The organism is Pseudoxanthomonas spadix (assembly GCF_003703395.1).
GTDB classification, from domain to species: domain Bacteria; phylum Pseudomonadota; class Gammaproteobacteria; order Xanthomonadales; family Xanthomonadaceae; genus Pseudoxanthomonas_A; species Pseudoxanthomonas_A spadix.
In genome coordinates this window covers 317,935-343,554 of the sequence record NZ_RDQN01000003.1, presented here as the reverse complement: position 1 = coordinate 343,554, position 25,620 = coordinate 317,935, and the positions used below count along the sequence as shown (strand labels likewise).

Annotated in this window: 21 protein-coding genes; 19 read left to right on the top strand and 2 right to left on the bottom strand. The window is 64.0% G+C overall.

Annotation, left to right across the window (positions count from 1 at the left end):
- Positions 1–192 precede the first annotated feature (192 nt).
- Positions 193–1,578 (top strand): glutamine synthetase family protein, encoded by a 1,386-nt coding sequence (locus tag D9R12_RS06775; RefSeq protein ID WP_122229232.1) that lies wholly within the window; start codon positions 193–195, stop codon positions 1,576–1,578.
- Between the two features lie 378 nt (positions 1,579–1,956).
- On the top strand, positions 1,957–3,234 hold the full coding sequence (locus D9R12_RS06765; RefSeq protein WP_122229230.1) for an NAD(P)/FAD-dependent oxidoreductase: 1,278 nt from the start codon (positions 1,957–1,959) through the stop codon (positions 3,232–3,234).
- A gap of 151 nt (positions 3,235–3,385) precedes the next feature.
- On the opposite strand, the gene D9R12_RS06760 is transcribed toward D9R12_RS06765, so the two are convergent.
- A complete protein-coding gene (locus D9R12_RS06760; RefSeq protein WP_122229228.1) occupies positions 3,386–5,629 on the bottom strand; it encodes a polysaccharide biosynthesis tyrosine autokinase in 2,244 nt (747 codons plus the stop codon).
- A 30-nt stretch (positions 5,630–5,659) separates the two neighbouring features.
- A complete protein-coding gene (locus D9R12_RS06755; RefSeq protein WP_122229226.1) occupies positions 5,660–6,097 on the bottom strand; it encodes a low molecular weight protein-tyrosine-phosphatase in 438 nt (145 codons plus the stop codon).
- Between the two features lie 198 nt (positions 6,098–6,295).
- On the opposite strand from D9R12_RS06755, the gene D9R12_RS06750 reads away from it, so the two are divergent.
- The 17 genes from D9R12_RS06750 (at position 6,296) to D9R12_RS06675 (ending at position 25,362) form a co-directional block, all read left to right on the top strand.
- Positions 6,296–6,730 carry a hypothetical protein gene (locus tag D9R12_RS06750; protein WP_122229224.1) on the top strand — a complete coding sequence of 145 codons (435 nt, stop codon included), beginning with the start codon at positions 6,296–6,298 and terminating at the stop codon, positions 6,728–6,730.
- Between the two features lie 107 nt (positions 6,731–6,837).
- Positions 6,838–7,935, top strand: a complete 1,098-nt coding sequence (locus tag D9R12_RS06745; RefSeq protein ID WP_014160356.1) for a polysaccharide biosynthesis/export family protein — start codon at positions 6,838–6,840, stop codon at positions 7,933–7,935.
- Positions 7,936–7,966: 31 nt separating this feature from the next.
- Positions 7,967–8,653, top strand: a complete 687-nt coding sequence (locus D9R12_RS06740) for a YjbF family lipoprotein (protein WP_122229222.1) — start codon at positions 7,967–7,969, stop codon at positions 8,651–8,653.
- Positions 8,654–8,673: 20 nt separating this feature from the next.
- On the top strand, positions 8,674–9,441 hold the full coding sequence (locus D9R12_RS06735; RefSeq protein WP_122229442.1) for a capsule biosynthesis GfcC family protein: 768 nt from the start codon (positions 8,674–8,676) through the stop codon (positions 9,439–9,441).
- Positions 9,438–11,645 carry a YjbH domain-containing protein gene (locus D9R12_RS06730; protein WP_014160353.1) on the top strand — a complete coding sequence of 736 codons (2,208 nt, stop codon included), beginning with the start codon at positions 9,438–9,440 and terminating at the stop codon, positions 11,643–11,645. Before D9R12_RS06735 ends, D9R12_RS06730 begins: the two co-directional genes overlap by 4 nt.
- Positions 11,646–11,996: 351 nt before the next feature.
- Positions 11,997–13,349 carry an undecaprenyl-phosphate glucose phosphotransferase gene (locus D9R12_RS06725; protein ID WP_244671788.1) on the top strand — a complete coding sequence of 451 codons (1,353 nt, stop codon included), beginning with the start codon at positions 11,997–11,999 and terminating at the stop codon, positions 13,347–13,349.
- 119 nt (positions 13,350–13,468) lie between these two features.
- Positions 13,469–14,734: a glycosyltransferase WbuB gene (locus D9R12_RS06720; protein ID WP_014160351.1), complete on the top strand. Its 1,266-nt coding sequence runs from the start codon at positions 13,469–13,471 to the stop codon at positions 14,732–14,734.
- Positions 14,731–15,855, top strand: coding sequence for a GDP-mannose 4,6-dehydratase (gene gmd, locus D9R12_RS06715; protein WP_122229216.1), 1,125 nt, complete (start codon positions 14,731–14,733; stop codon positions 15,853–15,855). The genes D9R12_RS06720 and gmd overlap by 4 nt, the downstream gene beginning before the upstream one ends.
- Positions 15,856–17,208 (top strand): lipopolysaccharide biosynthesis protein, encoded by a 1,353-nt coding sequence (locus D9R12_RS15745; RefSeq protein ID WP_170159176.1) that lies wholly within the window; start codon positions 15,856–15,858, stop codon positions 17,206–17,208.
- Positions 17,208–18,104, top strand: a complete 897-nt coding sequence (locus D9R12_RS06710) for a polysaccharide pyruvyl transferase family protein (RefSeq protein WP_170159175.1) — start codon at positions 17,208–17,210, stop codon at positions 18,102–18,104. Before D9R12_RS15745 ends, D9R12_RS06710 begins: the two co-directional genes overlap by 1 nt.
- 58 nt (positions 18,105–18,162) lie before the next feature.
- Positions 18,163–19,434 carry an O-antigen ligase family protein gene (locus tag D9R12_RS06705; RefSeq protein WP_147475055.1) on the top strand — a complete coding sequence of 424 codons (1,272 nt, stop codon included), beginning with the start codon at positions 18,163–18,165 and terminating at the stop codon, positions 19,432–19,434.
- The gene (locus tag D9R12_RS06700; protein ID WP_170159174.1) at positions 19,434–20,588 is read left to right on the top strand and encodes a glycosyltransferase; all 1,155 of its coding nucleotides are present in this window, start codon (positions 19,434–19,436) and stop codon (positions 20,586–20,588) included. Before D9R12_RS06705 ends, D9R12_RS06700 begins: the two co-directional genes overlap by 1 nt.
- Positions 20,585–21,763: a glycosyltransferase gene (locus tag D9R12_RS06695; protein WP_122229209.1), complete on the top strand. Its 1,179-nt coding sequence runs from the start codon at positions 20,585–20,587 to the stop codon at positions 21,761–21,763. The genes D9R12_RS06700 and D9R12_RS06695 overlap by 4 nt, the downstream gene beginning before the upstream one ends.
- On the top strand, positions 21,760–22,905 hold the full coding sequence (locus tag D9R12_RS06690) for a polysaccharide pyruvyl transferase family protein (RefSeq protein WP_122229207.1): 1,146 nt from the start codon (positions 21,760–21,762) through the stop codon (positions 22,903–22,905). The genes D9R12_RS06695 and D9R12_RS06690 overlap by 4 nt, the downstream gene beginning before the upstream one ends.
- 218 nt (positions 22,906–23,123) lie before the next feature.
- Positions 23,124–23,468, top strand: coding sequence for a putative colanic acid biosynthesis acetyltransferase (locus D9R12_RS16255; protein WP_425479064.1), 345 nt, complete (start codon positions 23,124–23,126; stop codon positions 23,466–23,468).
- A complete protein-coding gene (locus tag D9R12_RS06680) occupies positions 23,465–24,442 on the top strand; it encodes a nitroreductase family protein (protein WP_122229202.1) in 978 nt (325 codons plus the stop codon). Before D9R12_RS16255 ends, D9R12_RS06680 begins: the two co-directional genes overlap by 4 nt.
- On the top strand, positions 24,439–25,362 hold the full coding sequence (locus D9R12_RS06675) for a glycosyltransferase family 2 protein (protein ID WP_122229200.1): 924 nt from the start codon (positions 24,439–24,441) through the stop codon (positions 25,360–25,362). Before D9R12_RS06680 ends, D9R12_RS06675 begins: the two co-directional genes overlap by 4 nt.
- The last annotated feature ends 258 nt before the right edge of the window (positions 25,363–25,620 follow it).

The following is a 25,620-nucleotide window of genomic DNA, read 5'->3' as shown; positions in this document are numbered from 1 at the left end:
GCGTGACTCGGCGGGCGTGGGGCGTTGCCGCAAAGTAGCGTGGGCGTTTTATTTTTACAACACGCCCAGCGCCTGTGACCGGGGTTTCGCCGACATCAAGGGCCATTTTGCTGCCTGGAAACCGCCGACTGTTGAGTATTCTTGACAGCGCCGCACCCTGATAAGCTGGCCTGCACCATTCCCGAGGCCGCCATGACCGCCTTTTCCGACGCCTCAGACCACGCCCTGCGCGCCCGCGATGCCGCCACCCTGGCCGCGCTCCCCGACCTGCAAGCGGTCGACCTGCTGCTGCCGGACATGAACGGCCTGCTGCGCGGCAAGCGCATCACCGCCGACGCGCTGGACAAGGTCTACAGCGACGGGGTGTGCCTGCCGATGTCACTGATCGCCACCGACATCACCGGCAACACCGTCGAGGAAACCGGGCTGGGCTACGACATCGGCGACGAGGACCGGATCTGCCGGCCGGTGCCCGGCTCGCTGCGCCCGGTGCCGTGGTCGCCACGACCGATGGCGCAACTGCTGCTGGCGATGGAGGACGGCGCCGGTGGCGCATTCGAGGCCAACCCGCGCGAGGTCCTGCGCCGGGTGGTGCAGCGCTTCGCCGAGCGCGGCCTGACCCCGGTGGTGGCGATCGAACTGGAGTTCTACCTGTTCGACCGCCTGCCCGGTGCCGATGGCCGCCCACAGACCGCGATCAACCCCAGCACCGGCGCGCGCAACGCGTCGACCCAGGTCTATTACATGGAGGACCTGGACGACAACCGCGACTTCATCGACGCGGTGTCCAGCGCCTGCGCGGTGCAGGAGATTCCGGCCGACACGGCCGTGGCCGAATATGCGCCGGGCCAGTTCGAGATCAACCTCAAGCATCGCGCCGATGCACTGCGCGCCTGCGACGAGGCGCTGATGCTCAAGCGCACCATCAAGGCGGTGGCCCAGCGCCAAGGCCTGCAAGCCAGCTTCATGGCCAAGCCGCTGGTAGACCAGGCCGGCAATGGCCTGCACGTGCACGTGAGCGTGCTGGACCGCGACGGCCACAACCTCTTCGCCGGCAGCCAGGCCGCGCCCGCCGACGCCCTCAGGCACGCCATCGGCGGCCTGCAGGCCAGCGCCCGCGACACCATGCTGCTGTTCGCCCCGCATGCCAACAGCTACCGCCGCTACGTGCTGAACGCCTTCGTCCCGCTGGGTGAGACCTGGGGCTTCAACAACCGCACCGTGGCCATGCGCATCCCGCACAGCGATGCCAGCAACACCCGCATCGAACACCGCATCGCCGGCGCCGACGCCAATGTCTACCTGGCCTGCGCGGCGGTACTGGCCGGCATGCTGCACGGACTGGAACATCGCTTCGACCCGGGCCCACCGATCGTCGGCAACGCCTACCAGCAGACCGAGAACCGCAGCCCGCACTGGCGCCAGTCGATCGACGATTTTCTGACCAGCCAGTTCATCGCCCGCCAGTTCGGCGAGCGCTTCCGCCACATCTACGGCCAGCAGAAACTCAAGGAACTGCGCAGCTTCGAGACCCAGGTCACCGACCTGGAATACGCCTGGTACCTGCGTGCAGTCTGAGCAGCTCCCGCAGCACGTCGGCTCGCGGGTGGTCCGCTCCCCCGCCTGCCGGAACGAGCACGCAGTCCCGCTTTGCCCCCTCTCCCCCGCCCGCGGGGCGAGAAGGCACGGCTTGCGCGCCACTGGCGCGCGTGCCTTGGAGCGCTCGCGCCGCTGGCGCGGGCCGGGGTGCGAAGCAGAGGGCCGGGGTGAGGGGGCCGCCGAAGACCGGGCCCTGACAGCCTCCAGAGCCCGCACCGAAGCCCACAGCCAAGCGCCGGATCCCCAAGCAACAGCCCCCCTCATCTGCCCTGCGGGCATCTTCTCCCCCGCACGTGGGGGAGAAGGGGTCCAGACACTGCGCTGCGCTGGCCCCGTCCACCCGCCTCGGCACGTGACATGACCTCGGCTTACCCGCCCAGCTGGTACGCCGCCAGCACCACGCCCCTGCCCGTCCAGCCCGCGCTGGCCGGCCGCATCGACTGCGATGTGTGCGTGCTCGGTGCCGGCTACACCGGCCTGGCCTGCGCACTGGAACTGGCCGAAGCCGGTTATCGCGTCGTGGTGCTGGAAGCCCGGCAGATCGGCTGGGGCGCGTCGGGCCGCAACGGCGGCCAGGCGATCGTCGGCTTCGGCTGTGGCGAGCGCAAGCTGGAAGCCCTGGTCGGCGCGGACGATGCGCGGCGCATGTTCGACCTCTCGCGCGAAGGCCTGGACTGGCTGCATGGCCGTCTGGCCCAGCACGACATCCAGGCGCACTGGCGCCCCGGCCACGCCACCGTCCCGCTGAAACCCCGCCAGCAGCGCGAGCTGCAGGCCATGGTCGAGCACTTCAATACGCGCTACGACCATCCGGTCCAATGGTGGGACCGGCAACGCCTGCGCCAGACGCTGGCCAGCGACCGCTACCTGGGCGCGCTGTATGACCCGGTCAGCGGGCACCTGCATCCGCTGGCCTATGCGCTGGGCCTGGGCCGCGCCGCCATCGAGGCTGGCGTGCAGGTCTTCGAGCAGTCCGAAGTGACCACGCTGGTGCGCGGCGCACGTCCGCTGTTCAGGACCACCCAGGGCGAGGTGCATTGCGATTTCGCCGTGCTGGCCGGCAACGCGCTGCTGCACGGCATCGCCCCGGAGCTGGAGTCGCGGATCATGCCGGTCGGCACCTACATCGCCGCCACCGCGCCGCTGGGCGAGGATGGCGCGCGCGCCCTGATCGGCAACGACATGGCCGTGGCCGATACCGCCTGGGCGCTGGATTACTACCGGCTCGGCCATGACCACCGGCTGCTGTTCGGCGGGCGCGCCAGCTATTCCGGGCGCGACCCGGGCGACCTGCAGGGGATCATGCGCCGGCGCATCGCCGGCGTCTTCCCGCAGTTGAAGGAGGTGCCGCTGGAGTACGTGTGGGGCGGCCTGGTCGACATCTCGCTCAACCGAGCGCCGCACTGGGGCCGGCTGCAACCGAACCTGTACTTCGCGCAAGGCTTCTCCGGCCACGGCGTGGTCGCCACCGGACTGGCCGGCAAGCTGATTGCCCAGGCCATTGCCGGCCAGGCGCAGCGGCTGGACCTGTTTGCGAAGATCGGCCACGCGCCGTTCCCCGGTGGCCAGGCGCTGCGCACGCCGCTGCTGGTGGCGGCGATGGGCTGGTACAAGCTGCGCGATGCCCTGTGGTGAGCCCGACGATGCGCTGAAGGCGCGCCCGCCAGCCGGCATGCAAGCGCGCGCCGGCATCGCCCCTGATCGACAGCCCGTTCCGGTTCGACCCTGCGGACAGTGAAACGGCGCCACCTCGGCGCCGTTTCCCGCTCCCGTCCGACCGGCGCGATCAGGCGCTGGCGCCGCCGGACTTGTACTCGTAGTAACCGTAGCTGTAGTAGCCGGTGACCCGCTTTTCGACCGCGTTGAAGATCGCGCCCTTGATCTGCACGCCGTTCTGCTCGAAGCGTTTCTTGGTCAACAGCACTTCCTTGGGCTGGTTCACGCCGAACCGGGTGACCAGCAGCGACGAGCCGGCGTGCTGGCCGACGATGGCCGCATCGGTCACCGCCAGGATCGGCGGGGTATCGATGATGACCAGGTCGAACTGCGAGCAGATCGATTCCAGCAGCGCGGTGAAGCGCGGGTGCATCAGCAGCTCGGACGGGTTGGGCGGGATCTCGCCGCGCGTCATGTAGTACATGTTCGGCACCTGCTCCAGCGGGTGGATGGTCGCGGCCTGGTCGGCCTTGCCCACCAGCAGGTCGGACAGCCCGGCGCCGGGCACCACGTCCAGCACCTTGTGCAGCGTGCCCTTGCGCATGTCCGCATCGATCACCAGCACCTTCTGTCCCGTCTGGGCGATCACCGCGGCCAGGTTGGCCGAGACGAAGGTCTTGCCCACGCTGGGGCGCGGACCGGAGATCATCAGGACGTTGTTCTTGGCTTCCAGCATGGCGAAATGCAGGCTGGTGCGCAGGCTGCGGATCGCTTCCACCGCCGGGTCGGCCGGCGCATTGACCGCCAGCAGGTGCAGGCGGCCTTGCGTGCTGCGGCTGCTGCGCCGACCGCGCCGACGGCGCTTGCCGCGCTCCAGCAGGTCCTCGGCCGGGCTCAGCGGAATGACCGCGTACACCGGCAGGCCCAGCTCCTCGATCTGCGAGGGATCTTCCATGCCAGGGTTCATGATCCGGCGCAGGAACACCAGACCCACCGCCAGGAAGGCGCCCAGCAGGGTGCCGACCAGCACCACCAGCGACCGGCGCGGCTTCACCGGATGGGTCACATCCACCGCGGCAGCGTCGATGATGCGGACGTTGCCGACAGTGCCGGCGCGGGCCACGTCCAGCTGCTGGGCCTGGTTGAGCAGCGCGGTGTACAACTCGTTGCTGACCTGCAGGTCGCGGCTCAGCCGCAGCAGTTCCTGCTGGGTGTCTGGCAGTTCGCCGACCTGCCGATTGAAGCCAGCCTTGCGGCTTTCCAGCTCGGCGATCTGCTTGAGCAGCGCGCGGTAGGCCGGGTGTTCACGGGTGAAGCTGCGATCCATTTCGGCCTGCTGCATGTGCAGCTGCTGGATGCTGGTCTCGACCGCGACCTGCTGCTCCAGCAGGCCCTGGGTCTGCATGGTGATGTCGACCGACTTGGCCTGGGTCTGGTAGGCGTTCATCGCCGCCTGCGCCGCCTCGACCTGGCGGCGCACGACCGGCAGTTGCTCCCTGACGAAACTCAGCTGCGAGGAGGCTTCGGCCGAATTGCGGTCCACGTTCTGGCGCACATAGGCCTCGGCCACTTCCTGCAGGAACCTGCCAGCCAGGTCGGGGTCCTCATCCTGATAGCTCAGCTGCAGGATGCCGGACTCCTTGCCCTGCTCGGACGCCTTGACCTGCTCCTGCAGCGAGGTGACCACGTTCAACCGACGCTGCCGGGTGACACTGAAATGGGTGCCGGGGTTGGCGGCCAGCGACTCGACCAGCAGGGTCACCTGGTGCCCGCGGGCCTCCTCGCCAACCTGGCCCTCGAGCAGCACCTCGCCTTCTTCGTCAAACAAGGTGTACCGGCCCGCCGCATCGCCCACTTCAAGGGTCATCGGCGAACCAAGCATGGCCTCGGGCACCGCCAGCCTGGCGATCGCAAGACGCTCTCCACCCCAGCCGTAGCGGTTCAGGCCGAGCAGGGGCGGGGCGACCGCGCCTTCGGTCTCCGGCTTGAACCGCCGCGCAAGGAAATCCCCCAGCAGCGGCAACCGCTTGGGCGCGACCTGCGTGTCCAGCTTCAGTTGATCCACCGCCTTGCCCACCACCGCGCGCGAGGTGATCAGCGCCACTTCGGTGGTCGCCGCCGAACTGGACCCGTCCATCCCCAGCGAGGACAGGTCGGCCAGGCCGGGAATCGAGGGCATCTTGGATTCGACCTGGACCATGGCCTGGGCCTGGTACACCGGCGCTGCGAGCAGCGCGTAGGCGACACTGACCACGAAGAACAGCCCGGTAATGCCCGCAATCAGCCATTTGTGGTCCAGCAGCACGCCCACCAGTTCGCGCAGGTCGATCTCATCTTCATCCTGTGCGGAGTTGGCACTCAGGTCGTTGCTCATTCAGGCTGTTCTCTCTTGGATAAAAAAAAACTACCGCAGGTAGGGAACCCAGCTCGCCACGCTGTCGGCGATCAGGTCATAGACGTGTTCGAAGGCGACACGCTGCTGCCGGTAGGGATCAGGAATTTCGCAGTTTTCGCGCCACTTTCCCAGCAGGAAGACCTTGCCGCTGACCTGCGGGAGGTCGCGACTGATGTCGGCCAGGTGCCTGCGCTGCATCACCAGGATCAGGTCGGCCGCAGTCAGCAGGGCCGGCGTGGCCTGGCGGGCGACATGCGCACTGCCGTCCAGGCCGCGCTCGCGCAGCAACAGGCCGGCGGTGGCTTCGATGGGATGGCCAACCATTGCCTGCAGGCCGGCCGAGCCGATGTCCATGTCATCGCGCCCGAGCGCATGCCGCATCATGATTTCGGCGGTCGGACTGCGGCAGATGTTGCCTACGCAGACAAACAAGATCTTGCGAAACACGCGTCCCCGATTCCCCTGCTCGATGCCTGGCGGCCCCAGGCTGCAGCCGCCACAGGGTAGCGCATGCTGCACCACTGCGACCGAGATGCCTGCCGCAGCCCGCCCCGATGAGCCCGCGCCGGGCCAAGCTTGACAGGGCGGACCCAGGCGCCTAGCTTTAATCTTTGTTAAACCCATCGACGGCGCAAGGGGTACATCATGAAGCAGCTCGTGAATGCAGTCGGCATGGCGGCACTTCTGGCCCTGTCCTCCACCAGCCTCGCCCAGCAGCAGGCTCCGCAGCCAACCCCGCAGCCGCAGCCTGCCCAGCAGCCCGCGACCACGCCGGCCTCGGGCGCTGAAGGTTCTTCCGCCAGCAGTGCAGCTGGCAGCAGTGCGGCTGGCAGCGGTGCAGTCGCTGGCGGCGCGGCCGGGACCGGCGTGGCGGTCGGCGCCGGCCTCAGCACCGCAGCGACCATCGGCATCGTGGCAGGTGTTGCCGCAGTGGGCGCGGCGGCCGCCTCGGGTGGCGGTGGCGGCGGCGGTGATGACGGCAATGACAATGGCGGCGGTGACGGCACCGGCGGTACCGGCGGCACGACCGGCACGACCGGTACGACCGGCACGACTGGAACCACCGGTACCACGAACTGAACCGCATCAGGCCCCTGGACCGGGGGCCAAATAACCCGCTGGGCTGGCTCGGCGGGTTTTTTATGGGCAGCATTCCGCTGTTATAAATGTGTGAAATGGAGTCTGCAATGAAGTTCCCGCGCGTTGTTGTCGCGGCCGCAGCGGCGGCCCTCTTGATCAGCGGCTGCGCCTGGGCACCTGGCCAGCACATGCGTCGGCAGGCCGGTGGACCCAACCAGATGCAGACCGTCGGCGATGACCAGGTGGAGGTCATCGGCATCACCCCGAAGCTGGTGGCCATGGACCGCGCCGCGCGCGAGGTGCCGCAGCTGCCCGAGGCGCTCACCAGCTACCGGCCACCCAGTTACACCATCGGCCCCGGTGATGTGCTGTACATCACGGTGTGGGACCATCCGGAGTTGACGGTCCCGGCCGGCCCACAGCAACAGCTCAACGCGGCCGGGCGCCCGGTCCAGTCCGACGGTACGTTGTTTTACCCCTACGTCGGCATGATCCAGGCCGCCGGCATGACCCCGCAGGCCCTGCGTGACCAGCTCATGTCCAAACTGGCCCGCTATGTGGAGTCCCCGCAGGTGGACGTCACGGTGCTTTCCTACGCCAGCCAGCGCGTGTGGATCACCGGCGCGGTCAACCAGTCCTCCGCGATCCCGCTCACCGTGGTGCCGCTGACCCTGAGCGATGCGGTCAGCCAGGCCGGGCTCAATCCCGAATCTGCCGATCTGTCCGGCGTGCGCCTGATCCGCGACGGCGTGACCTACACCATCGACCTGGACAGCCAGGCCGGCAGCACGATCTACCTGAAGAAGGACGACCAGGTGTACGTGCCCTTCCTCGATGCCAAGGAAGTCTTCGTGGTCGGCGAGGTCATTGCACCCGGCGCGCTCAACTTCAAGACCGGCAACATCAGCCTGAGCCAGGCGCTGGGCCGTGCCCGTGGGCTGGCGCAACCGACTGCCAACGGCAACGCGGTCTATGTCATCCGGGGTTCGGCCGACCTGCAGCAGACCCCTTCGGCGGTCTACCAGCTGGAAGCCAGGTCACCGGCGGCCTTTGCCGTGGCCAGCCAGTTCAAACTGCTTCCGGGCGATGTGGTGTTTGTGGGGGCGGCGGGAATCACGCGCTGGAGCCGCTTCGTGAGCCAGTTGCTGCCCTTCTCGGGGATCATCAGCAGCGCAGCGAGCAGCAAGAACGACCTGTCCAACTGACGCCGCCGTCGGCCCGGTCGTAAGCGCGCGCATGAGTGCCCCCCCGATTCATCGCCCCCGACGGCTTGCGGCCGGTCGACGCCGGTTGCTCGCCTGCGCCGTGGCGCTGGCGGCGCTGGCTGGCTGCAGCACCACCAGCCGCGCAAGCTACGACGCGCTGCGCACGATCGTGGCCAGCCATCGCGAGCTTGCCCCGACCCCGGCCCAGGTGGCGGCCCTGCCCTACGCGCAGATCCTGCTCAACTGGCCCGATGGCAGCGCGCTGATGGTGCTGGGCAATGACGACGCCGGGCAGACCTCCTGGTACAGCAACGACCGGCACATGGTGTATCTGCGCGATGGCCTGCTGGTTGGAAGCACCGGCTTTGCCCAGGACGCCATGCAGATCCGGATCGAAGGCGACAACCCGTTCGACGAGCTGACCCGCGCTGCGCAGGCCACGACCGTGATCCGCCGCTATGACTGGATGCCGGGCTACCGCTACGGCGCGGTGGTGCGCGGCCGCCTGGTCCGCCGCGGCCGCGAGACGGTCCGGATCCTGGGCACGGACAGGCAGCTGGATCATTTCGAAGAAGCGCTGGAAGGCCCGGGCCTGCGCGCGCTCAACCAGTACTGGGTCGATCCGGCCAGCGGCGAGATCTGGAAGAGCCGCCAGCTGGTCGCCCCCGGCCTGAGCGTGGAGATCACCCAGCTCAAACCCTACAGGCCGCAGCGATGAGGCGCGGACCTGGCCTGGTCATGTTGCTTGTGCTTGTGCTTGTGCTTGCGCTAGCCCTGGCCGATGCGCGGGCGCAGACCGTCCAGGCCAGCGTGCAGGGCGCGGTCGCAGTCCCCGGCACCCGCACCTTCGGCGCCGGCGCCCGCCTGGCCGATGCGGTCCTGGACGCGCGGCCGACCGAACTGGCCTATCCGCTGGGCGCCGCGCTCATGCGCCGCAGCCAGATCGAGGCCCAGGTCCGGCTGAAGGCCGGCCTGCTGTACGACCTGGATCTGCTGGCCGATCCGGCCTCGGCCGATGCGCCGCTGTCCCAGGACGCCTCGCGCCTGCGCGCGTGGCTGGCCGGGCGAGCGGCCACCGGGCGCGTGGTGGTGCAGCTGGAGCCCCGCCGGCTGGAACTGGACCTGGCCGCCAACGGCCTGCTCGCCGACGGCGACCACTTTGTCTATCCGCTTCGTCCCAGCACCATTGCCGTGGTCGGCGCGGTGGTCCAGGACTGCACCTTGCCGCATGTCCCACTGCAGGACGTGGCCGTCTACCTGCCCGCCTGTGCCCGCAGCCGGGCCGCGGACCGCGACCAGGTCTATGTCGTGCAGCCGGACGGGCACGTGCAAACGGTCGGCATCGCGGCCTGGAATCGCAGCCCGCCCCAGGCCCTGGCGCCGGGGGCCACGGTGTATGTGCCGCTGGCCGAGCGCGCCGTGGGCAAGGTCGACCCGGACTTCAACCGCGAATTTGCGGCCTTCATCGCCACCCAGCCACTGCCCGCGCCGGCCGGGTCGCCATGAACTCCGGCCGCCCCCTCAGCTGCAGGCTCAGCCGCCAGATCCTGGCCGCGCTGGGCCTTGGCCTGGCCGGCGGCGCGCACGCCCAGGCCCTGTCCTCGCAGAGCGACTGGGGCGGCGTGGGCCTGCTGCAGACTCCCAGCGCGCGCATGGCCGAGGAGGGCGAGCTGGCCTTCAGCGCCAGCCATGTCTCGCCCTACAGCCGCTACAACATCGCCCTGCAGCCCTTCTCCTGGCTGGAAGGCAGCTTCCGCTACACCTCGGTGGCCAACCGCCGGTATGGCCCGGCCATCGCCGGCGACCAGAACTACAAGGACAAGTCGATCGATGTGAAGGTCCGCCTGTGGAAGGAAAGCCGCTGGCTGCCCGACGTGGCCCTGGGCATCCGCGACATCGGTGGCACCGGCCTGTTTGCCGGCGAATACCTGGTGGCCAGCAAGCGTTTTGGTGCCTTCGATGCCAGCCTGGGCCTGGCAACGGGCTATCTGGGCAACCGCGGCGATTTCGGAAATCCACTGGGCGTGCTGGATGACCGGTTCAAGACCCGGCCCGGGGGCTCGGTGGCCGCCGGTGACTTCAGCACCAGCGCCATGTTCCGCGGCCGGGTCGGCATCTTCGGCGGCATCCATTACCAGACCCCGTGGGCGCCACTGCAGCTGAAGCTGGAATACGACGGCAACGATTACCGGCACGAACCCCAGAACAACAACCAGCGCCAGCGCACGCCGGTGAACGTCGGCGTGGTGTACGCACTGAACCGCAACGTCGATGTCAGCCTGGGCTGGGAGCGCGGCACCACGATGATGGCCAGCATCGCGCTGCACAACAACCTCAAGCGCGCGCGAGGCATGCCCAAGCTGCTCGATCCGCCGCCCGAGCCCGTGCGCCCACGCCCGTCGTCATCGACCGCCGCGCAAGCCAGCCCGGCACCGGCGCGCGCCTACCGCGATGCCGCCGAAAAGGCCCATGCCGAACGCGAGCAGACCGTGGCCGCGCTGGCCGGCACCGACTGGGCCGATGTCGCCGCCCGCCTGCGCGACAACGCCGGCCTGCGGGTCGACCAGATCTCGGTGCGCGGCAGCGAGCTGGTGGTCAGTGGCGAACAGGTGCGCTATTTCTATCCGGCGCAGGGACTGGGCCGCGCGGCGCGCGTGCTGGACAACAGCGTCGGCCCGCCGATCGAGTGGTTCACCCTGGCCCATACCCGCCTGGGCATGCCGGTGGCCGAAAGCAGCATCAACCGCAGCGCATTCCGGCAATACCTGGGCCACGACCGCGACCTGCAGGCCCTGGCGCGGGCGACCGAACTGACCGCGCCCACCCAGCAGCAGCGCGAGGTGCTGTACCAGGCCCCGCTGCAGCGCTACCGCGGCGGATTTGCGCCCGGCTATCGGCAGGTGCTGGGCGGGCCCGATGGCTTCATCCTGTACCAGTTGTCGGCCGACTATGGGGCCAGCTATTTCTTCAGCCGCCGCACCTGGCTCAGCGGCGTGGTCAGCGTCAACCTGCTCAACAACTTCGACAAGTTCCGCTACGACGCGCCGAGCAACCTGCCGCGCGTGCGCACCTACATGCGGCAGTACCTGACCAGCTCGGATATCACCGTGCCCAGCCTGCAGCTGACCACGGCCCGCAGCCTGGGCGGCGCGCTCTACGGCATGGGCTACGCGGGCCTGCTGGAATCGATGTACGCCGGCGCCGGCGGCGAGCTGCTGTACCGCCCCTTCGGCGAGCGCTGGGCACTGGGCATCGACCTGAACTGGGTCAAGCAGCGCGGCTTTGAACAGCACTTCGATTTCCGCGACTACCGGATCACCACCGGCCACGTCAGCGGCTACTACGAGCTGGGCCGCGCGCAGCGCACGGTGGTGTCGGTGGCAGCGGGCCGCTACCTGGCCGGCGACTGGGGCGCGACGCTCAACGTGGGCCGGGTGTTCGACAACGGCGTCACCATGGGCGCCTATGCGACCAAGACCAACGTCTCGGCAGCCGAGTTTGGCGAAGGCAGCTTCGACAAGGGCATCTATTTCTCGGTGCCGATGGATTTCCTGCTGCCGCGCTCCACCCGCGGCCGGGCCACGGTGGTGTGGAGTCCACTGACCCGCGACGGCGGCGCACGGCTGGCGCGACGCTATTCGCTGTACCAGCTGACCAGCGAGCGCGACACCGACCTGTTCCGTGACAACTTCGACCAGATCGACAAGTGACCCGCTGCCAGCCATGGCCGCTAGCGCCAACCGAAGTTGCACGTCCGTCACCTTTTCATTAAGGTGGGGCGCTGCATTCATGGGCGCGTCAACTTCGCGAACCATGAGTGAAGATGCCTTTTTCTGCCTGCACACGAGAACAACCGTCCGCGCTGCTTGCGGGGACCGATGTTGTTGATCTTGTGGGACTAGCGTTGCCGAGACCTGGGGATGGCGCCAATGGAAGACGCGGCTGCATCAGGAAAGCGGCCCAACTGGGGGCGAAAGAGCATGTTGCTGGTACCGATTTGGCGGGAAGCTGAAACGGCTGCGCGCTCCGCAAGCAAGTTCACGGCACTGTTTGGCCTGACCTTGCGGCTGACGGACATCATGGCGCTGGTGGGCGGCGGCGTGCTCGCGTATCGACTGCGCTTTGGCAGCTTCGCCCTGGAACTGGCCTACCGCCAGACCCTGCTGTGTTCGGTGCTGTTCGCGCTGATCATCCTGACCAGTTCTTCGCTCTATCGCAGCTGGCGCGGCCGCGGCCTGCCCGCGGAGCTGACCCGGGTGGTGTCGCTGTGGACGATGCTGTTTGGGTGCATGGTGATGTACAGCACCCTGGTCCAGCAGTTTGGCGGGATGTCCCGGGCGTGGTGGCTGACCTGGTACGGCCTGGGCCTGGCTGCGGTGATCTCGGTGCGGGTGGCGGTGCGCCACACCGCCGAACGGCTGCGCGCGCGCGGCGTGGACCAGCGCACCGCCGTGGTTGTCGGCGGTGGCGCCAATGCCCGGCGCATCGTCGGCGCCTTCAAGGCCCAGCCCTGGGCCGGCATCCACGTGCTGGGCTGGTTTGCCGCGCCCAACAGCCACAGATACCTGGATGAGTCGCCATGCCTGGGCGAACTGGACGCGCTGCCGGCATTCGTCGAAACCCACCGCGTGGACCAGGTCTGGATCGTCCTGCCGATGCGCGCGCAGGACCAGATCGCCCACGTGCTGGACGCGCTGCGCCATTCCACCGCCGACATCAAGATGGTGCCCGACCTGTTCGGCCTGCAGCTGCTGAACCATTCGGTGGAGCAGGTGGCCGGCATGCCGGTGATCAACCTGCGCAGCACCCCGATGAACGGCAATGCCTACCTGCTGAAGGCGGTGGAAGACCGCCTGCTGGCCTGTCTCATCCTGCTGCTGATCTGGCCGCTGATGCTGGCCATCGCCATCGGGGTGAAGCTGTCCTCGCCCGGCCCGGTGCTGTTCCGCCAGTCGCGCCACGGACGCAACGGCCAGGAAATCGAGGTCTGGAAGTTCCGCAGCATGCACGTGCATGACGAGCACGCCGGCAGCGTGACCCAGGCCACCCGCGATGACGCCCGGCTCACCCGCTTCGGCGCGTTCCTGCGCCGCACCAGCCTGGATGAACTGCCACAGTTCATCAACGTGCTGCAGGGGCGGATGTCCATCGTCGGCCCGCGCCCGCATGCGGTGGCCCACAACCAGCAGTACATGGAACAGGTCGTCGACTACATGCAGCGCCACCGCATCAAGCCGGGCATCACCGGCTGGGCCCAGGTCAACGGCCTGCGCGGGGAGACCGACACGGTGGACAAGATGTCGCGGCGGATCGAACTGGACCTGCATTACCTGCAGCACTGGTCGCTGCTGCTGGACCTGCGCATCATCGTGCAGACCGTGCTGACCGGATTTGCGGGAAGGAACGCGTACTGATGCGCGCACCCCGATCCCACGTCCGGCAGCCCCGCAGCCGCGGTCCACTCCCCCGCCCATTTTTTTCGGTCCGTGGCGCCTGGCGCGCCGCGGTGCGTCGCCTGCAAGGAGAGTCCACCGTGGCCAATATCCTGATCACCGGCATCAACTACGCCCCGGAGAACATCGGCACCGGCAAGTACACCAGCGAGATGGCCACCTGGCTGGCCGCGCAGGGGCACCGGGTGCGGGTGGTCACCGCCCCGCCCTATTACCCGGCGTGGAAAGTCGCCGCCGGCTACAGGCGCTGGTGGTGGTCGCGCGAGACCATCGCGGGCGTTGACGTGATCCGCTGCCCGGTCTGGGTGCCGGCCAGGCCGGGCGGCCTGACCCGGATGATCCACCTGGCCAGCTTTGGCCTGTCGTGCCTGCCGCCGCTGGTCGGCTCGCTGTTCTTCCACCCCAACGTGGTGATCAACATCGCCCCGACCCTGGCCAGCGCCCCGGGCGCCCTGCTGGCGGCCAGGCTGTCCGGCTCGCAGACCTGGCTGCACGTGCAGGATTTCGAGCTGGATGCCGCCCTGGACATGGGCATCGTCAACGCCGGCCCGGCCAGGAAGATCGCCATGGGCATCGAGCGCCTGGTGATGCGCGCGTTCGACCGGGTGTCGACGATTTCGGACAAGATGCTGGAGCGGCTGCACGCCAAGGGGGTCCAGGCCGATGCCTGCACCTGTTTCCCCAACTGGGCCGACATCGACGGCATCCGTCCGCTGGATGCGCCCAGCCCGTACCGGGCCGAGCTGGGCATCCCGCAAGACGCACTGGTGGCGCTGTACTCGGGCAACATGGGCCTCAAGCAGGGCCTGGAGCTGCTGGCTGAAGTGGCCCGCGCCACCAGCGACCTGCCACAGCTGCACTTCGTGTTCGGCGGCCAGGGCCCGGGGCGCGAACTGCTGGAACAGAACTGCCAGGGCCTGTCCAACGTGCACTTCCTGGGCCTGCAACCCACCGAGCGCCTCAACGACTGGCTGGGCCTGGCCGACATCCACCTGCTGCCGCAACGCGCCGACGTGGCCGACCTGGTCATGCCATCCAAGATGACCGGCATGCTGGCCAGCGGACGCCCGGTGCTGGCCACCGCCCTGCCCGGCACCGGCGTGGCCAACGCGCTGCTGGGCTCCGGGGTGAGCGTGCCGCCCGGCGATGCCCAGGCACTGGTCAATGCGCTGCGCGAGCTGGCCTGCGATGCAGCCATGCGTGGCAAGCTGGGCGCTGCCGCCCGCGCCCAGGCCGAAAGCACGCTGGCGCGCGAGTCCATCCTCACGCGCCTGAACATCGACATCCAATCGCTGCTGGCGCGCGGCGCGCCCAGCGAACCCTTGACCGACACGGACCCTGCATGACCAGCAAGCGCGCACTCATCACCGGCATCACCGGCCAGGACGGCTCCTACCTGGCCGAGCTGCTGCTGGAAAAAGGCTACGAGGTCCACGGCATCAAGCGCCGCGCCTCCTCGTTCAACACCCAGCGCGTGGACCACCTCTACCAGGATCCGCATCAGCCCGGCGCGCGCCTGCACCTGCACTACGGCGACCTGACCGACAGCAGCAACCTGACCCGGATCATCGCCGAGGTCGAGCCGGACGAGGTCTACAACCTGGGCGCGCAGAGCCACGTGGCGGTGAGCTTCGAGGCCCCCGAATACACCGCCGACGTGGACGGCATGGGCACCCTGCGCCTGCTGGAGGCGATCCGCTTCCTCAAGCGCACCGACAAGACCCGCTTCTACCAGGCCTCCACCAGCGAGCTGTACGGCCTGGTCCAGCAGACCCCGCAGACCGAAACCACCCCGTTCTACCCGCGCAGCCCCTACGGGGTGGCCAAGCTGTACGCCTACTGGATCACGGTCAACTACCGCGAGTCCTACGGCATGTACGCCTGCAACGGCATCCTGTTCAACCACGAAAGCCCGCGCCGCGGCGAAACCTTCGTCACCCGCAAGATCACCCGCGGCCTGGCCAACATCGCCCAGGGCCTGGAGCATTGCCTGTTCATGGGCAACCTGGACGCCCTGCGCGACTGGGGCCACGCCCGCGACTACGTGCGCATGCAGTGGATGATGCTGCAGCAGGAGCTGGCCAGGGACTACGTGATCGCCACCGGCGTGCAGTACAGCGTGCGCCAGTTCATCGAGATGGCCGCCAGCGAACTTGGCATCACCCTGGCCTTCGAGGGCCAAGGCGCCCACGAGCGCGCCGTGGTCCAGGCGGTGGCAGGCGACAGGGCCCCTGCGGTCAAGCCAGGCGATGTGATCGTGCAGGTGGACCCGCGCTACTTCCGCCCGGCGGAAGTGGAGACGCTGCTGGGTGACCCGGCCAAAGCCAAGGCAGACCTGGGCTGGGTGCCGCAGGTCACGTTGCAGGAGATGGTGAAGGAGATGGTGGCGAGCGACTTACACGTGGCAAGGCAGCATGCGTTGCTCAGTACGCACGGCTATCACGTGGCGATAGGCAAGGAAGGGTAGGTGCAGCCGCAACACGCCGCCACGCCCATGACGACTGACAGCCTCTCCCCGCGAAGCACAGGCAACTTGTGGCGCCGCTTTTCCGCCAACCTTCTCGGCTACGGTTATACGCAAGTCGTCACATTGGCAGTCCAGTTCATCACGGTCCCATTCTTCTTGCATCATTGGGGAAACAAAGGCTATGCCGAATGGCTGGTGCTCTCGGGCGTCCCGACGTTACTGGGACTCCTTGACCTAGGTGTTGGCCAAGCCTCTGGCAGTAAGGCCATCATGCTGGCCGCCCGGAACCAGATCGACGGCGTAAGGTGCACCCTGCAAACGTCTTTGTTCTTCACGTCGATAGTGGCAGCAACATTACTTGTGATCGCGTGGTTTCTTGGCCACGTTATCGACTGGGCAGACTTGCTCAAGCTTTCTTTTTTGAATCGCTCTCAGGCAAATACCGTCCTACTGCTTCTTTGTGGGCACTTGTGTTTCACGCTTGTCGGCAACGGGCCCATGAGTGGGTGGTTTAGAGTAATCGACCGAACCAGCACGGGAATTTTCCTGCTTGCCAATCGGCGCGCCCTCGACGTCATCGTCACCATTGCCATCCTGTCCTATGGGTACGGGCCAGTCGCACTTGCGGCAGCCCTGCTTCTTGGTCAAATGACCCTAACGTTTCTCTATCTTCTCCTGCTTCACAGATTGTCACCATGGCCCCTCCTCGGCCTCCGGCACGCCTCGTGGACTGAGTTTCGCAGCATCTTCAAACCAGCACTGGGACATGTTGGAATCACTGTAGGCCAAGTCGTAACCCTGCAGGGCGGGTTGCAGCTGCTCAACCAGATTGCTCCACCCTCTGTGGTCGTGATCTACAGTATGGGCCGTACCCTAATGCGTCTTGTCCTGCAATTGGGTGTCACTGCCAGCCATGCCGTGCGCCCGGAATTGTCGCGCCTCGTAGGCCAAGGAGAAGTTTCCGCGGCCAAGTCCCTCCATACGAGAATTTCCCTCGTTGTAATCTTGGTCTCTGTTGCCTCTTACCTTTTATTGACTGGCATCGGACCGTGGGTCATGGAAATCTGGAGCCAACATCGCCTCACGACGAACCACATGGTATTGGCTGCCATTGGGCTGCATGCACTTTTTAACGTTATGTGGTATCTGCCCCTGACCTACAAGGTGGCCGTCAATCTGCATGCAAAAACTTCCGCCATCTACTTGGCCGGATGCATCCTAAGCCTTTGTGCATGGCCCGTCCTCGTAAAAATTCTACCCCCGCTGTACGTTGCTTCGATTGCACTGGCCATACCCGAATTCATCACATGGGTTTACGTGGGGAGCACCCGGCCCACAAAGGGGGATCATTAATGGAACTTCATTATTATCGGAGCGAACGCGGCAACTTCGGCGATGATCTCAATCCACAATTTTTTGAAGCAGTTTGTCCAGATTACAAAAAAATCAAAGGGAACAAGCTGATAGGAATTGGCACGCTTCTAAACGGGTCCATCAACTCCCTGAATGACTCCATCGTGTTTGGCTCCGGCTACGGACAAGGAAATCCTGCCAACGTCGGTGCTCAGATCAAGATTCTGGGCGTCAGAGGCCCACTTACAGCAATGAGTATCGGGCATGACCCAGCCGGCTCGATAGTGATGGGCGACCCCGCGCTACTTCTCCCGAAGCTGCCTGGTTTCAACAATGGGATCGCAGCGACAAACAAAAAATATGTAATCGCCCTGCATCACCGGACGGCTGAATTCTGGGATTTCCGCAACGCTGGGGGCGGGAGCTTTTACTATCTGGATCCTGCATTGAAGCCTCTGAATTCATATATAGAAACCATCAAGCAGGCAGACTTGGTCCTCGCTGAATCTTTGCACGCTGCCATCCTGGCTGCGGCATATGGCATCCCGTTCATACGTGTCAAATTGCTGGGTATCGTTGATGAAACAAAATGGCTTGATTTCTATCTCTCGTTGAAAATCGACTCGCTTCCTATTCCTCTCGCGCTGCCGACACCTGGCAGACGTCCATCGCGCAGGCTTCTCTTGGGCTTGATAAGCAGAAATAAAGTTCCGCAGTCGACGTTCAAATATCTCTATTCTCCGCTTTCTGAATCCAGCATCGACGCGATCGAAAGTCATGCGATGAGAGCGATCGACCTTGGACGACTCACCGTGGCTCCTACAAAGCAGCTGGAACTCCTGCAAGGACGGATCGCGAAAGCTGCCGAGATCCTCCTCTCCATGCCGCGGCGGTAAGGTAAATGCGCACCCGAGCGATGTGGACATCTAACGTCGATCCAGAAGTAGGTGCTCCTTGAAACTCAAAAAGCCAAATTTGACGGCCATGCTGTGGTTTTTTTTATTGCTCGCCGCCTCATTGAAAGATGACAGTGGCGCCATCGCGACTAGCGCATTCTGGTCGGAGCTGGCGGTACATCCTGCAGTCGCTGCTTTGAAAGCCAATTCCCAGCTCTTTTTGGCGTTGGCGGCTGTTGCTGGCGTCCTTTCATTCGGCCGCGCCAGACTGGCCTTCGTACAAGTCAGCGGTGCCGCCTTTGCATTGCTTCTCCTTTCTGGAGCCGCCTCCTTACGCGCTGCTTTTTTTGGAACCGACTCCGCAGTAAAGTTATTGCAAGCTTCCTTGATGATTATGTTTATTCTAGCGTCGAGCGGGAACTTCATTGCCTCGCGCGGAATCGTGCCTTTTAGGCAGCAGGCCCGCAATGCCCTTTACTTGTTTTCGGCAGCGTTCGTTGTCATGAACACACTGAATTTCGCGTTGGGCTACGGATTCGTTCCTGGAAACCCGCGTTTTTTTGGAACATCCAGTCATCCAAACTTCATCGGAGTGCAACTCGCTCTCTGCAACATTGTCGTTGCATCCCGCCTGCTCGGTCCGAACCTCCTTCGAGAGCGTGGTTCTGCCACGGCGATATTGCTCCTGGTTGCAGGGCTCACTGCTCAATTCGCTACTGGGTCGCGGACGGCATTAATCGCGCTCTTCATAGGCTTGGGTACGCTATGGCTTGCGCGCAGAAAATACAAGCCGAGCGTCGGTTCCTTGATTTCCTTGGTTCTGTTCGCGCTGATCTGCAGCTATGTTTTTTTTACGCTTTATGGCACCGGCGAGGCTTATTCACGCGGGGAGAGCGGGGATACACGAACGGCCGCATGGTTTCGAATGTTGCAGCTGATCTCCGATCGACCATGGCTCGGGCAGGGCTACTTCACCGGAGATTCCGAAAACTCGTACCTTCGGGCCATGGCTGCCTTCGGTATACCCTATGGCCTGATGCTCCTCGCCTTGGCGTTCTTCTGCGTTTACCGACATCTGCGCTTAGCGTGGAGCTCGCGGCATGATCTCAAGAGCCCCGAACATCTACAATTCGCATTGCTGCTGGCACTTTTGGCAGGGAGCATGCTGGAGGGCTATCTAACGGACTCGTGGAGTCTTCCAAAACTCGTTTTCATTCTCCTGACAATTACAGCGCTGCCCGTCCGCAAGTCAGCATACAGTGCTGTTGATACTCGGGCCATTGTGCAACGAGCTGACCAGTTGGCCCGCCACACGCCCATCATGAAATGATGAAAGTCGACCTTTACCACAACATCCGCTGGTCTCGCTATAAAGCGAGGATTTTTTCGGCCCTGCATCCGTTGGCGGCTAGCGAGGGCGTGGATATCCGCTTCACTCATATCTCCGATACCAGCGGTTCGCGGGTCGCACTTTCCGGCGTGGATATCGACTATCACCAGTATCCGCATGAGCTGCTGTTTCCTGGAAATTATGAAGAGATAGGCCAGATCCGCCTCGCGAGCACCCTAGTCCGCAGAGTTGTAGCCTCCGACGCAAAGTTGGTGCTGATCCCCGGCTACGACAAACTGGAGCATTGGGCCATGCTGCTGGCTGCAGTCTTCACCGGCAAGCAACGCGGCGTGTTCTGCGACTCCACGCTTCTCGATAGGCCGCAGTCGGCGTGGAAAGGCGTCCTTAAAAGGGTATTTTTTTCCGCTTGCAACGGCTACTTCGGATATGGCCGGCGTTCGGAAGATCTGCTGGTTCACTATGGCGCGCCGAAGAATCGCGTCTTCCAGCCCTGCCAGGCAGCCGCCCTGCCGGATGGATATTCCGAGGACAACGCACGCCGGATGCGTTTGCGCCAGCCACCGCGCGCCGAAGCGCCGATTTTTTTATTCGTCGGTCGACTGGCCCCCGAAAAATCCCTGGATGTGCTATTCAAGTCGTTCAGACAAGTATTGGATACATTGCCTGCCGCAAGATTATTGCTTGTAGGGAGCGGGCCGCAAGCCAAGGACCTGAAAGAGCTTGCGATCGATCTTGGCCTGGGTGCATCGATCGAATTCGTAGGAAGCATGGATCAACTGGCGTTAGCCCAGTATTACGCTCGTGCCACGTGCCTTGTCCTTCCAAGCCGCAGCGAACCCTGGGGCCTTGTCGTCAATGAGGCCTTGCACTACGGCTGTCCAGTCATTGTTAGTGATCGTTGTGGGTGCGCGCCCGAACTTGTAGTAAACGGCATTACCGGCTACGTCTTTGAAACAGGGAACCCAAATGATCTTTCCGACAAGCTTCTGAAGCTGGCTGCCACGTTCTCGGACCAGGCGCTCGTGGCGGATCGTTGCTTGAAGCACATCGGTCGATACACCCCAGAAGCCGCGGCCATGAAGATACTGTATGGCTGCAAAACTATCCTTTCCGCCGCAGGCCCTTCTGCGTGAATCTGCTGCGCATCATCCCCAGCATCGACCCACGCGGCGGTGGGCCGATGGAGGTGGCCCGGCGCACGGACGGCGCGCTGGCTGCGCGGGGAGTACATGTCGAAGTCGTTTGCCTGGACTCGCCGAATGAAGGCGATTTTCTTCTGGATTATCCGGTCCCGGTCCATCCCCTGGGGCCTTCCACTAGGGGTTATCGTTATCAACCGCGCCTGGTGCCATGGCTGAAAGAAAATCGCGCGCGGTTTGATGCGGTCATCGTCGACGGCCTCTGGCAGTACCATGGACTTGCCGCATGGCGAGCACTCGCCGGGACGGACACGCCCTACTTCGTGTTTCCCCACGGCATGCTGGATCCTTGGTTCAAGCATACCTACCCGCTCAAGCACTTGAAGAAGTGGCTGTACTGGCCGTGGGCAGAATACCGCGTGCTGCGCGGTGCCAGGGCCGTGCTTTTCACCTGCGAGGAGGAGAAGCTCCTTGCGCGGAAATCGTTCTGGCTCTACCGGGCCAACGAAGAGGTCATCAGTCTGGGGACGGTCTCGCCTCCAGCGGATGCTGATGGCATGTTGGCCGCCAGCTTCCGTGCCCGCCACCCGGAGCTGCACGGCAAGCGCATCGTGCTGTTCCTCAGCCGCATCCACGAGAAGAAGGGCTGCGACCTGCTGGTCGAGGCCTTTGCTCGCGTGGCCAGGGATCATCCGGACCTGCACCTGGTCATGGCCGGCCCGGACCAGACCGGCTGGGCCGCGGAATTGAAGCGGCAGGCACAGGCGCTGGGTATTGCCGGGCGCATCACCTGGCCGGGCATGTTGCAGGGCGACGAAAAGTGGGGCGCATTCCACGCGGCGGAGGTGTTCTGCCTGCCCTCGCATCAGGAGAACTTCGGTATCGTGGTGGCAGAAGCGCTGGGCTGCGGCAAACCGGTGCTGATCAGCAACAAGGTCAACATCTGGCGCGAGGTCGAAGCGGACGGCGCCGGCATCGTCCGTGACGATACGCTGGAGGGGACAGAAGATGCTATGCGCACCTGGCTATCCATGTCGGAGGCCGGCCTTGTGTCTATGAGTAGCGCAGCCCGCAACTGCTTCGATACCCGATACCGTATCGAACAGGTAGCCAAACGACTGATAGAAATCTTGCACATTAGTAAAACGATGCCCGCGGAGAAGCTGTGAGAGTAGGCATACTAACCTTCCATTTCAGCGAGAACTTCGGGGCTCTGCTTCAAGCCTATGCATTGCGCAAGTGGTTCTGCGATCGCGGGCACATCGCCGAGTTCATCCCTTATCATCCCGCGCACGTCGAAAAAGGCGGACCGATTCGGCTTTCTCTAAGCAATTCCGCTATTAAGGCCAACGCGAAGATCCTGTACCTCAAGTCATCCGGGTTTCTGCACAGACACCTGGGAAACAAGGAACAGGCCGCGCAATTTGCGGATTTCCGCAGGAGTCATCTCGGCATTTCAGGTAGCCCGTTGCAGACCATCGCCGAGCTGCAAGCGATTGCGTCAAGTTACGACTTGATCGTGGCGGGCAGTGACCAGATATGGAGCCCGTCCGTCCAGTACGGTTTCGACCCAGCCTACTTTCTTACATTTGCCAAGGATTCCAGCGCGCGACGCATCTCCTATGCGGCAAGTTTCGGTAGGGACAGGCTAGCTCCGCTGGAGGTGGAAGCGCTTGCGCCGCTGCTGCAGTCTCTGTCGAGCATCTCTGTGCGGGAACAGAGCGGCCTCGATATCATTAAAACGGCATCTGGGCGTGACGCAGTCTGCGTGCCGGATCCAACGCTGCTTCACGATCAATACGACGAGTTGCTGCGGTGTTCAGGCGACTGCCGGAAAGGGCATGTCTTCTGCTACGCGTTGCGCACAGCCGACGGAATCCGCGAGGTGGCGGAGAGTGCCGCCAGCGCGCTATCTGTTAGCATCATTTCGCCTTACAACGTACACCGTCGCTGGCGGGAGATCGGCCAGACCGTACATCCCGGCCCTGCCGAATGGGTGAGCCAACTCGCCAACGCCAGCTTCGTCGTCACCAACTCGTTCCATGGGACTGTTTTCTCGATCTTGTTCCGCAAACCTTTCCTGGTGGCAGAATTGCCGGGTAGCCGAGCGGTAATGAATGCCCGCTCGCGCAATCTTTTGGCGCAGCTCGGACTAATGGACCGCTTTGTCAGCAAGGATCAGATTTCGCAAGTACGCGAACTTGTCAACTCACCAATAGACTGGGCCGAGGTCGCAACCAAACAGAAAACGCTGCGTCAAAGCGGTACATCTTTTCTGGAAGACGAGCTCACGCGAGCGGAGTCACATTGAACCAATTTCAACAATACAAGTATGTCAACACGCTTCCAGCTTCAAGCAAGCTTAAGCGCTTTGTATGGGAAGCCGTCTGGCTGCTCGCCTTCCGACCAACTCCGCGATGGGCGCTGCACGGCTGGCGCCGGGGATTGCTAAGAGTCTTCGGCGCGACAATCGGTCCGGGCTGCCGTATTTCACCCAGCTGCAGAGTTTGGGCGCCATGGAATCTGCAGATGGGAAGTTACTCTGTGCTCGGAGAAGGCGTCGATTGCTACACGATGGATAAAATCCGCATCGGCTCAAAGGTCGCCGTAAGCCAGCGCGCATTTTTGTGCACTGGCTCGCATGAGATAGGCAGCCTGCTTCGTCCGCTCATCACCGCTCCGATCACAATCCACGACCATGCGTGGATCGCAGCGGAGTGCTTCATCCATCCGGGGACCAGCATCGGGGAAGGCGCCGTAGTCGGTGCTCGGTCCGTTGTAACGCGAGACCTACCAGCATGGTCGATATGCATCGGCAGCCCGTGCAAACCCGTCAGGCCACGAGTCCTCTCCACTAATCCCCAGGCCACATGAGCATGTTTTCCAAGATTGGAAAAATCCTTCAGTTTCTGTCCGAATACATGCAAGACCTGTGGCTATGCCTGCGCTATAATGGCTACTCGCCGCTGGTTGATCGGCAGAAGCGACTATTCTATAAGATCATCATAGAAACCCATACAATTGAAAAGGGGCTTTCCCTTCCGTTTCGACGTCCGCTGTTCGGTCGCGACAAGATTCGCTTTGTCATGTCCTCACTGGATGGGTATGATCCATCATTCTCCCCACTGCCAGCGGAAATGGCGTTGGGTGCGCTGGAATCGTACCTCCGATTCCACCGTGATGGATCGATCGATGATCCAATTCTCGACGAGATTGCCGTTTTCCTATCGCGTTGGCATGACAAGTATCGGCTGACTACGCGCGGTGGCGTCAAGTCTGTGCAACTGCATGGAGACACCGGCGACGCCCGCCCCGTATTGCTGCAATCCCGTGTCAGCTTGCGCATGTTTGATGGCAAAGCCCTACCGCTAGATGTTGTTCAGGAGGTGGTCCGAATCGCCCAAAGCGCGCCCTCTCAGTGCAATCGTCAGTCTTCACAGGTTCATCTTTACCAGGATCGCAGCCGGATAGACGAACTACTTGCGCTTCAGGGAGGTTCGCGAGGGTTCTCAAAGCACGTCGGGAACCTGTTCGTAGTGACCTCGGAGATTGCCGCATGGGGCGGTCCCGGCCAAAGAAACCAACCCTATGTTGACAGCGCTCTCTTCGCAATGTGCCTGCTCCTCGCTTTCCATTCGCGGGGCGTCGCGGCCTGCCCACTAAACTTGGCCATTACCAACAAAATTGAGCGCAAAATAAAGACCGCGGCCGACATCCCAGCCGGCGAACGGTTGGCGATGATGATCGCTTTTGGCAGCACGCTCTCCGAGCCGCTCCGGGCAGCTATGTCGCCACGGAGGCATGTAGACGAGATTCTACACATGCACTTCGGAATCTCCGCTCAATGAACCTTGTCGTCATCATTCTCACCTACAACGAGTCGAGGCACGTCACCCGTGCAATGGCTTCGGTGGCGGAAATTGCTTCTCAAGTCTTGGTCGTTGATTCCGGCTCCACCGACGATACCGTGCGCGTCGCTGAATCCCACGGGGCCACGGTGCTCTATCACCCTTTTGTCAACCAAGCCAAGCAGTTCCAATGGGCCCTGGACAACGCCCCTATTTCTGCCGACTGGATATTTCGACTCGACGCGGACGAGATCATTGAGCCGGACCTGGCCGACGAGATAAGACGAAGACTGCCCGTCCTTGCCGCTGACGTTACCGGTATCGTCCTCAAGCGCAAACACATCTTCATGGGTCGATGGGTCCGCCGCGGTGGGCGTTACCCATTGTTGATGCTCCGCATCTTCCGGCGCGGCAAAGGCCATATCGAAGATCGCTGGATGGACGAGCATATTGTCGTCACCGAAGGTCGCACCGTCACCTTCAACGGCGGTTTCATAGACCACAACCTCAACGACCTGACGTACTTCGTTGACAAGCACAACAAGTACGCCACGCGCGAGGCGATTGAAGCACTCAACCAGGAGCTCGGCCTGTTCGGCCGCGATGAGGCGCTGAGCAGCGAGAGCGCGTCCTGGCAGGCCGCGTTCAAGCGCTGGGGCAAGGAGCGGGTCTACAACCGGATCCCATTCACGGTCAGTGCCCCGCTGTATTTTCTGTGGCGCTACATCTTCCAGCTTGGTTTTCTGGATGGGCGCGAGGGGCTGGTCTACCACTTCCTGCAGGGTTACTGGTACCGCTTTCTGGTGGGCGCCAGGAAGATGGAGCTGCAGCGTGCCATCGCCCACCTGAGTGACAAACATGAGATCTGCGCGGAACTGAGCCGATTGACCGGGCTCAAGCTGGTGGCGGGCACGGACTGAACGCGATGGACTGTCTTCGACCCATCCACGCTCTTTCAGGTGGTGCGTAGCGCCCCGCAGGTCTCCGGTCGCCCTGCTGCTGCGTGATGCGGGCGGCTGGCTGCTGAGTGGCCACCGCACCGCCCCCACCCGCGCGCGGCTTCTGCTGCGCCCGGAGGGAGTATCTGCAGGCGCCTGCACCCTCCGGCTGGCAGATCTGGCCCCTGTCCCTGTTCCGCACCGCCAAGTACCGGCCCGAATTTCCGGCCAAGGGCTTTG

What these genes read in the sequence shown, in the direction of transcription:
- D9R12_RS06775 (WP_122229232.1), top strand. Translation starts at nt 193, where the DNA reads ATGACCGCCTTTTCCGACGCCTCAGACCACGCCCTGCGCGCCCGCGAT.
- D9R12_RS06765 (WP_122229230.1), top strand. Translation starts at nt 1,957, where the DNA reads ATGACCTCGGCTTACCCGCCCAGCTGGTACGCCGCCAGCACCACGCCC.
- D9R12_RS06760 (WP_122229228.1), bottom strand. Translation starts at nt 5,629, where the DNA reads ATGAGCAACGACCTGAGTGCCAACTCCGCACAGGATGAAGATGAGATC.
- D9R12_RS06750 (WP_122229224.1), top strand. Translation starts at nt 6,296, where the DNA reads ATGAAGCAGCTCGTGAATGCAGTCGGCATGGCGGCACTTCTGGCCCTG.
- D9R12_RS06745 (WP_014160356.1), top strand. Translation starts at nt 6,838, where the DNA reads ATGAAGTTCCCGCGCGTTGTTGTCGCGGCCGCAGCGGCGGCCCTCTTG.
- D9R12_RS06740 (WP_122229222.1), top strand. Translation starts at nt 7,967, where the DNA reads ATGAGTGCCCCCCCGATTCATCGCCCCCGACGGCTTGCGGCCGGTCGA.
- D9R12_RS06735 (WP_122229442.1), top strand. Translation starts at nt 8,674, where the DNA reads ATGTTGCTTGTGCTTGTGCTTGTGCTTGCGCTAGCCCTGGCCGATGCG.
- D9R12_RS06730 (WP_014160353.1), top strand. Translation starts at nt 9,438, where the DNA reads ATGAACTCCGGCCGCCCCCTCAGCTGCAGGCTCAGCCGCCAGATCCTG.
- gmd (WP_122229216.1), top strand. Translation starts at nt 14,731, where the DNA reads ATGACCAGCAAGCGCGCACTCATCACCGGCATCACCGGCCAGGACGGC.
- D9R12_RS06710 (WP_170159175.1), top strand. Translation starts at nt 17,208, where the DNA reads ATGGAACTTCATTATTATCGGAGCGAACGCGGCAACTTCGGCGATGAT.
- D9R12_RS06700 (WP_170159174.1), top strand. Translation starts at nt 19,434, where the DNA reads ATGAAAGTCGACCTTTACCACAACATCCGCTGGTCTCGCTATAAAGCG.
- D9R12_RS16255 (WP_425479064.1), top strand. Translation starts at nt 23,124, where the DNA reads ATGGGAAGTTACTCTGTGCTCGGAGAAGGCGTCGATTGCTACACGATG.
- D9R12_RS06680 (WP_122229202.1), top strand. Translation starts at nt 23,465, where the DNA reads ATGAGCATGTTTTCCAAGATTGGAAAAATCCTTCAGTTTCTGTCCGAA.
- D9R12_RS06675 (WP_122229200.1), top strand. Translation starts at nt 24,439, where the DNA reads ATGAACCTTGTCGTCATCATTCTCACCTACAACGAGTCGAGGCACGTC.